Source organism: Herbaspirillum sp. B65, from assembly GCF_000333555.1.
Classification (GTDB): Bacteria; Pseudomonadota; Gammaproteobacteria; order Burkholderiales; family Burkholderiaceae_D; genus Herbaspirillum; species Herbaspirillum rubrisubalbicans.
Genome location: NZ_BADI01000725.1, coordinates 1 through 7,549, shown reverse-complemented (window position 1 = coordinate 7,549; position 7,549 = coordinate 1). Strand labels below are relative to the sequence as shown.

8 protein-coding genes are annotated in these 7,549 nt (G+C 65.0%); 6 read left to right on the top strand and 2 right to left on the bottom strand.

The window, feature by feature from the left end; genetic code table 11:
- The 3 genes from I5W_RS17095 to hpnC form a co-directional block, all read left to right on the top strand.
- Positions 1–759, top strand: a 759-nt coding sequence (locus I5W_RS17095) for a calcium-binding protein (protein WP_044530121.1), incomplete at its 5' end; no start/stop codon positions are given.
- Positions 760–1,020: 261 nt separating this feature from the next.
- Entirely contained in the window at positions 1,021–1,305 is a 285-nt protein-coding gene (locus I5W_RS17090; RefSeq protein ID WP_044530119.1) for a hypothetical protein, read from the top strand.
- Between the two features lie 37 nt (positions 1,306–1,342).
- Positions 1,343–2,152 (top strand): squalene synthase HpnC, encoded by an 810-nt coding sequence (hpnC, locus tag I5W_RS17085; protein ID WP_044530118.1) that lies wholly within the window; start codon positions 1,343–1,345, stop codon positions 2,150–2,152.
- Between the two features lie 87 nt (positions 2,153–2,239).
- Here the strand turns inward: hpnC and I5W_RS17080 are convergent, their stop codons facing one another.
- Entirely contained in the window at positions 2,240–3,079 is an 840-nt protein-coding gene (locus tag I5W_RS17080; protein WP_017450385.1) for an HDOD domain-containing protein, read from the bottom strand.
- Positions 3,080–3,417: 338 nt separating this feature from the next.
- Here I5W_RS17080 and hpnD point away from each other — a divergent pair, with 338 nt between their 5' ends.
- The 3 genes from hpnD to I5W_RS17065 all read left to right on the top strand — a co-directional run bounded on the left by hpnD (position 3,418) and on the right by I5W_RS17065 (position 6,942).
- Positions 3,418–4,251, top strand: a complete 834-nt coding sequence (hpnD, locus tag I5W_RS17075; RefSeq protein ID WP_044530120.1) for a presqualene diphosphate synthase HpnD — start codon at positions 3,418–3,420, stop codon at positions 4,249–4,251.
- Between the two features lie 20 nt (positions 4,252–4,271).
- Positions 4,272–5,603, top strand: coding sequence for a hydroxysqualene dehydroxylase HpnE (gene hpnE, locus I5W_RS17070; RefSeq protein WP_044530117.1), 1,332 nt, complete (start codon positions 4,272–4,274; stop codon positions 5,601–5,603).
- Positions 5,604–5,799: 196 nt separating this feature from the next.
- Complete coding sequence (locus tag I5W_RS17065; protein ID WP_044530116.1) at positions 5,800–6,942, top strand: alpha-hydroxy acid oxidase; 1,143 nt, start codon at positions 5,800–5,802, stop codon at positions 6,940–6,942.
- Between the two features lie 89 nt (positions 6,943–7,031).
- Here I5W_RS17065 and I5W_RS17060 read toward each other — a convergent pair whose 3' ends face one another.
- The gene (locus tag I5W_RS17060) at positions 7,032–7,538 is read right to left on the bottom strand and encodes an ankyrin repeat domain-containing protein (protein ID WP_252717070.1); all 507 of its coding nucleotides are present in this window, start codon (positions 7,536–7,538) and stop codon (positions 7,032–7,034) included.
- Positions 7,539–7,549: the final 11 nt, after the last annotated feature.

Below are 7,549 nucleotides of genomic sequence, written 5' to 3'. Positions count from 1 at the left end.
GCAGGGCGTCTCATCAGCGTGAGCGCCAGCAAGCTGTGGGACTTGCATGAAGACAACGAGCAGTACAGCGACCACGCCATCACCGTCACCGGCGTGGCCTGTTCGGCCGCCAGCGGCAAGATCGTCGGCTTCTATATCGCCGACTCCGGGCGCGGCCTGAGCAGCGACATGTGCCGCTTCGTCACGCTGCAGCGCTTGCGCGAGGCCACCAACGTCTATGGGGCCGATACCGTGACCACCGATGCTCCCATCAAGCTGGCCAACCAAAACCTGGACGCCACCGGCAATGAACTGGACAACATCCTGGTCGGCAATCGCGGCAACAACGTGCTCACCGGTGGCAAAGGCAACGATCTGCTCATCGGCGGCGCCGGCAATGACAGCTACGCGTTTGCCAAGGGCGATGGACAGGATGTGCTCTATGACCACGACGCGACCAAGGGCAATCTGGATACGCTCACCTTCAGCGACGCCAAACAGAGCAACCTGTGGTTCCGCAAGGCCGGCAACGACCTGCGCATCGATGTGATGGGTGCAACGGATCAGGTGCTGGTCAAGGATTGGTACGTGGGCGGCGACAGCGGCAGCGACCACCATGTCGAACGCATCAAGACCGCCGATGGCAAGACCCTCTACGACAGCGACGTCGACAAGCTGGTGCAAGCCATGGCCAGCTTCGCGCCGCCAGCGGCCACCCAGACCAGTTGGCCGACCACCCAGGGCGGCAATGGCAAGGTGCTGCTGACCATCAGTCATTGAGCCTGCGGGCCGGGCTGTCCAGTCGGTGTGGGTAGCTTGGAGATGTCGAAAGAAAGCTTCACCTGCCGCCAACAGGGATGCCGTCTCAGGGCGGTATCCCGGCCTGGCCTGCAAAAACCTTCATATCGTGGCGAAATTGGCCTGATCCGGGGCCCTTCGCACCAGTTGCAGCCGGTTTCATCGTCCTCCCGCACTTAACTGCTACAATCCGCGCCTTTGCCGGCCATGCTGCCGTGCCGTCTCATCATCGGAGGACCACCCATGCCCACCCAGGAAGAATTCGACGCCTTGAAGCAAAGCCACCACGCGCTACTCAACAAGTTCATCGAAAACAATACCGCCGACCAGATCCTGTTCTCCACCCTCTTCACGGCTGCCGCCGTGCTGTCCAAGGATGGCAAGCAGTTCACCGCAGGCGCCATGGGCATCGCCCGCTCGCTGGCCGCGCAACTCGATGCCGGGGGCACCATGCCCAAGGCGCTGCTGGAGACGGTGGAAACCCGCATCGCCACCATCGAGGCGCTGCTCAAGGACAAGTTCGACTAAGCCCGGCCCGTCCGCGCCCTCCCTGCGAGCTACTCTGATGGCCGTCGATCACTACGAGAACTTCCCGGTCGCTTCGCTGCTGCTGCCGGCCCGCCTGCGACCAGCGGTAGCGGCCATCTATGCCTTTGCGCGCAGCGCCGACGACATTGCCGACGAAGGTGAAGCCAGCAGCGCCGAACGCCTGGCCGCGCTGCAAGCCTATGAGGCCCAGCTCGACCTGATCGCGGCCCAGGTGCCGTGTACCCTGCCGCTGTTGCAGCGCCTGCAACAGACCATCGCGCAATACGCCCTGCCCTTGCAGCCCTTGCGCGACCTGCTCTCGGCCTTCCGGCAAGATGTGGTGACCACGCGTTACCCGCATTACCAGGACTTGCTGGACTACTGCCGTCGCTCCGCGAACCCGGTGGGAACCCTGATGCTTCACCTTTACGGCGCAGAAAATGAAGAGAATCTGCGCGATTCAGACGCCATCTGCAGCGCCCTGCAATTGATCAACTTCTTGCAAGATGTCGCCATCGACTGGCAAAAGGCGCGCATCTACCTTCCGCTGGAAGACCTGGAACACTTTGGCGTCAGTCCGGACGATATCGCCCAGGCCTGCGTGGATCTCCGCTGGCAACAACTGATGCGCTTCCAGACCGAACGCGCACGCGCCCTGATGCTCGCGGGCGCACCGCTGGCCAGGCGGCTGCCGGGCCGCATCGGGCTGGAATTGCGGATGGTGGTGCAAGGCGGCCTGCGGATCCTGGAGCGCATCGAGGCGGTGCAAGGGGATGTCTTCCAGCATCGCCCCAAGCTGGGCAAGCTGGACTGGCTGCTGGTGGGCTGGCGCGGCCTGCGGATGTAAGGGATGTAAGCTGCGCCCGGCAAAAAGCCCCGGCTGGCACGCAGGCCAGGCGGGGCTTTGGCAGCCCATCAGGACAATGCGGCGGGATCAGACCAGCAAGGCCGCCGTCAAGGTACGGATCTGCTCTTCCGAATCGTCCAGCATCTCGCGCAGGGAATGGTCGCCGATGTAGTCATCGACCGGGTTCTCGCCACCGATGCCGGCCTCGGCCACCACGGTACGATGCAGCGGCGACGGCACCGGCGAGAGTTCCTTGGCCAGCAACAGCACGTCGCCGATGGTCTGCGGCGGCAGCACGCGCACCCCGTGCCAGAGCGATTCGATGGCGTCCACCACCGGCTGGGGCACGCCGAGCTTCTTGAGCACGGCACGGCCGATCATCTTCTCGCCATATTCCATCCAGTCTTCGGTGCCGCCGTCGAGCAGCCCGGGGAAGTCATCCGTGCGCGAAAGCAGGTAGAAGCCGCCCACCTCATGCACGATGCCGGCGAACATGGCCGTTTCCGGATCGGCCTTGGTCAGTTTGGAGGTGAGCACATAGGCAATGGCCGCCACGTGGGCGCAGTGTTCCCACAACTGGGCCGACTTGATGCGCATACCGGGGTTGTTGATGGTGCGGCCGAGCTGGCGCACGATCACCGAGGTGGTGATGGTGTTGAGGGTCCGAAAACCCAGGCGCATGACGGCCGCGCGCACATTGTTGATCTCCCCGCCGGAACGGTTGTAGGCCGCCGAGTTGGCAATGGCCACGGTGCGCGCCGAGACCAGCGGCTCGGCCATCACCAGCTTGGCGGCCAGCTCCAGGTGGCAGTCGGGGTCGGCCAGCGCCTTTTGCAGCTTGATCGAGGCACTGACGTTGGCGGGGAATACCAGCTCGCCGCGACCTGCCTGCGAAGCGATATTGCGAAAGATTTCCAGTCTGTCCATGATGTCTCCTGCCTCCAGAACGCCGTCCGGGAGGGGTCGGGTTGCCGATTTGCTACGCCCTGCGGGATGGCCGACCCGCGCGGCGCGCTGCGCTTGATCCTGCTCCCTCTGATTATCGGCAACATTCAGCCGGATTTGATGGGATGTGAATTTGTTTTCCGGGATTACCTTGGCTTGAGCTTAAAGGACAACGCGGGTAGCCGCAATAGAAGCCTGACCGAAGTACGCACGGCACCAGCCGGCATTTGCCCTGCGCTGCGCACTCGGCTAGCATAGCGCCTTTGCCGAAAGGCGCCGAAATGGCTGCCCCGGCCCGCCTCCACCGCCGCCACGCACCCATGTCTCCAGACGAATACTGCCAGCAGAAGGCCGCCGCCAGCGGTTCCAGTTTTTACTACAGCTTCCTGTTCCTGCCGCCGCCGCGCCGGCTGGCCATTACGGCGCTGTATGCCTTTTGCCGCGAAGTCGACGATACCGTCGATGAAATCGAAGATCCGATGGTGGCCCGCACCAAATTGATGTGGTGGCGCAAGGAAATCGCCGCCATGCTGGAAGGCCAGCCGACCCATCCGGTGACCAAGGCCCTGCATCCACACATGGCCAGCTACCAGCTCAAGGGCGAGCACCTGCAAGCCATCATCGATGGCATGGAAATGGACCTGGACCAGAGCCGCTACCTCGACTATCCCGGCCTGCAGCGCTATTGCTGGCATGTGGCCGGCGTGGTGGGGGTGCTCTCGGCCAGCATCTTCGGCCATACCCAGCCCGGCACCCTGCTCTTTGCCGAAAAGCTGGGGCTGGCGTTCCAGCTCACCAATATCATCCGCGACGTCGGCGAGGATGGTCGCAAGGGCCGCATCTATCTGCCGGTCAACGAGTTGCAGCAATTCAACGTGACCGCCGCCGACATCCTCAACGCCCGCCACAGCGAGCGTTTCCAGGCATTGATGAAGTTCCAGGTGGAGCGCGCCCAGGCGGTCTACGACGAAGCCTTTGCGCTGCTGCCCAAAGAAGACCGCCGCGCCCAGCGCCCCGGCCTGATGATGGCCGCCATCTACCGCACCCTGCTCGATGAAATCGCCCGCGACGGCTACCAGGTGCTCAACCAGCGCATTTCCCTGACGCCCATCCGCAAGCTGTGGCTGGCCTGGAAGACCTATGTCTTCGGCTGAACGCCACGCTTGCTCACTCCATGCATAACGCCCCACGCCACCATGCCGTGATCGGCGCCGGCTGGGCCGGCTGTGCCGCGGCCGTGGCGCTGGCCGCGGGCGGCCATCGGGTCAGCCTGTTCGAGGCTGCGCGTACCCTGGGCGGGCGGGCACGCCGGGTGGAACTGGATGGGCAGGTGCTGGACAATGGCCAGCACATCCTGCTGGGCGCGTATCGCGCCACCCTGGCGCTGATGAAACAGGTCGGGGTCGATCCAGCCAGGGCACTGCTGCGCCTGCCCTTGCAGATGCGCTACCCGCTGGCTGCCGGCAGCGAGGGCATGGATTTCGTCGCCCCGCGCCTGCCGGCGCCCTGGCACCTGGCAGTGGCCCTGTGGCGCGCCAAGGGGCTGGCCCGCGACGACAAGATGGCGCTGGCGCGCTTTTCCACCACGGCGCGCTGGATGGGTTGGCAATTGCACCAGGATTGCAGCGTGACCGAGCTGCTGGAGCGCTTTGAACAGACCCCGCGCCTGATCCGCCTGATGTGGCGCCCGTTGTGCATCGCCGCCTTGAATACCGCACCGGAGCAGGCCTCGGCCCAAGTTTTCCTGAACGTCTTGCGCGACAGCCTGGGCGCGCGCCGGGCCGCCTCCGACATGCTGATCCCGCGCCTGGACCTGGGCGCGCTGCTGCCCGATGCCGCTGCCGCCTACCTGGAGCAGCGCGGTGCACTGGTGCACACCGGCGTGATGGTCGGCCGCCTGCTGCCGGGCAATGAAGCGCATACCTGGCGGCTGCAAGACCGCGCCGGCGAGAACCTGGGCCAGTTCGCCGGGGTGGTGCTGGCCACCGGGCCAGAGGCTGCCGCGCAGTTACTGGCGGGCCAGCATGACACCGGCTTGCTGCAGGCGCTGCGGCATGAGCCCATCACCACCTGCTACCTGCAATACCCGGATAGTGTGCGCCTGCCCGCGCCCTTCCTGGCCTTGGCCGATGATGCGCCGCGCCAGGCCTGGGGCCAGTTCGTCTTCGATCGCGGGCAATTGGGCGGCCCGGCGGGTTGCCTGGCGGTGGTGGTCAGTGCGGCCGGCCAGGCCATTGCCGAGGGTCACGCGGCCCTCGCGGCTGGCATCACGCGCCAACTGGCGACCGACTTTGCCCTGCCGGCGCTGGCCACGCCACAGTGGCGCCGGGTCATCACCGAAAAGCGCGCCACCTTTGCCTGCACGCCCGGCCTGCAACGTCCCGACAATGCCGCCATGCCAGCCGGTCTGGCGCTGGCTGGGGATTACGTGGCCGGCGACTATCCGGCCACGCTGGAAGGGGCCGTGCGCAGCGGCTTGGCCGCAGCCCGCCTGCTCGCCGCCTAGCCGCCTAGCCGCCCCCAAAATTTTCATCGGTGATGCAAAGGGATTCACCCCAACGCTTGCGGGGATGCACTAGGATGTCGGTCAATCTGCAGTTCCCCGTCCGCAATCCCGATTCCGGTGCGTGTCTGCTAGCCCACTGCCTGGCACGGCAACACGCCGCGCCCGACGGATAATCAATAACAACGGAGAAAACACTATGCCGGTCATGACCTGTGTCGAAGACTTCCGCCTGCTGGCCAAGAAACGCGTGCCCAAGGCCTTCTACGACTACGCCGACAGCGGTTCCTACACCGAGAGCACCTACCGCGCCAACAGCCGCGACCTGGCCGCCCTCAAGCTGCGCCAGCGCGTGGCCGTCAACGTCGATGAACGCAGCACCCGCAGCACCATGATCGGCCATGACGTCACCATGCCGGTGGCCATCGCCCCAACCGGCCTGACCGGGATGCAATGGGCCAATGGCGAGATGCTGGGCGCCATCGCCGCCGAAAAATTCGGCATCCCCTTCACCCTCTCCACCATGAGCATCTGCTCCATCGAAGACGTGGCCAGCGTGACCAGCAAGCCCTTCTGGTTCCAGCTTTACGTGATGCGTGACCGTGGCTTCGTGAAGTCGCTGATCGAGCGCGCCAAGGCCGCCAAGTGCTCGGCGCTGGTGTTGACGCTGGACCTGCAGATCCTGGGCCAGCGCCACAAGGACTTGAAGAACGGCATGTCGGTGCCGCCCAAGCTGACCCTGGACACCCTGCTGGACCTGGCCAGCAAGCCCGGCTGGGCGCTGCGCGCGCTGGGCGGGCGCAAGACCTTCGGCAACCTGGCCGGCCACATCAAGGGCGGGGAAGGCGCCGGTGGCGTGCAGACCCTCTCCAAGTGGACCGCCAGCCAGTTCGACCCGACCCTGAACTGGGATGACGTGGCCTGGATCAAGCAGCAATGGGGCGGCAAGCTGATTCTGAAGGGCATCCTCGACGTTGAGGATGCCAAGCTGGCCGTGCAGAGCGGGGCCGACGCCATCGTGGTGTCCAACCATGGCGGGCGCCAGCTCGATGGAGCCATGTCTTCCATCGAAGCGCTGCCGGCCATTGCCCAGGCCGTGGGCGACCAGATCGAGGTCTGGTTCGACGGCGGCATCCGCTCCGGCCAGGATGTGTTGAAGGCGGTGGCGCTGGGGGCACGCGGCACCATGATCGGCCGCGCCTTCCTCTACAGCCTGGGCGCCATGGGCGGCGATGGGGTGTCGCAGATGCTGGAGATCATGCGCAAGGAACTCGATGTCAGCATGGCCCTGACCGGCACCAAGGACATCAAGGATGTGGGACCGCAGATCCTGATCCGCTAATCATTGAGCTGTTGCCAAGCCAACGTCCCGGTCCAGCGCAAGGTGGCCGGGACGTTGGCGTTAGAGGGCCGTTAGGCAGGCGGTGAGGCTTACTGGCGCGGCTTTTCGTTCAAGGCATCGATCACGCCATCCTGACCGTAGCGCTTGGCCAGGTCCATGGCGGTCAGGCCATCCTTGTTCTTCAAGCTCAGGTCGGCGCCATTGTCGCGCAGCACTTCGACTGCGGCCACCCGGCCACGCATGGCGGCCAGCATGACCGGGGTCATCTTGTCGTCGGGCGATTCGGCGTCCACATAAGCCGAGGCGTCCAGCAACAGCTTGACGATTTCCGAGCTGCCATTGATGGCGGCATAGTGCAAGGCGGTCCAGCCGGGCCGATTCACTTCCACCTGGCGCGCCAACAGCAGCTTGACCACCGGGACGTTGCCGTAGAACGAAGCCAGCATCAGCGGCGTATCGCCATTGGTAGCCTGGGCTTCCAGGTTGACGTCCGGGGCATTGACCAGCACGTCGAAGGCCTTCATCGAATCCTCGCGGATGGCCAGCATCAGGCCGGTATAGCCGCGCTTGGGCTCGATCAGGTTGGCCCCAGCCACGCTGCATCAGT

Bases quoted from the DNA above. Each gene is read 5' to 3' on its own strand.
- I5W_RS17090 (WP_044530119.1), top strand. From the start codon at position 1,021: ATGCCCACCCAGGAAGAATTCGACGCCTTGAAGCAAAGCCACCACGCG.
- hpnC (WP_044530118.1), top strand. From the start codon at position 1,343: ATGGCCGTCGATCACTACGAGAACTTCCCGGTCGCTTCGCTGCTGCTG.
- I5W_RS17080 (WP_017450385.1), bottom strand. From the start codon at position 3,079: ATGGACAGACTGGAAATCTTTCGCAATATCGCTTCGCAGGCAGGTCGC.
- hpnD (WP_044530120.1), top strand. From the start codon at position 3,418: ATGTCTCCAGACGAATACTGCCAGCAGAAGGCCGCCGCCAGCGGTTCC.
- hpnE (WP_044530117.1), top strand. From the start codon at position 4,272: ATGCATAACGCCCCACGCCACCATGCCGTGATCGGCGCCGGCTGGGCC.
- I5W_RS17065 (WP_044530116.1), top strand. From the start codon at position 5,800: ATGCCGGTCATGACCTGTGTCGAAGACTTCCGCCTGCTGGCCAAGAAA.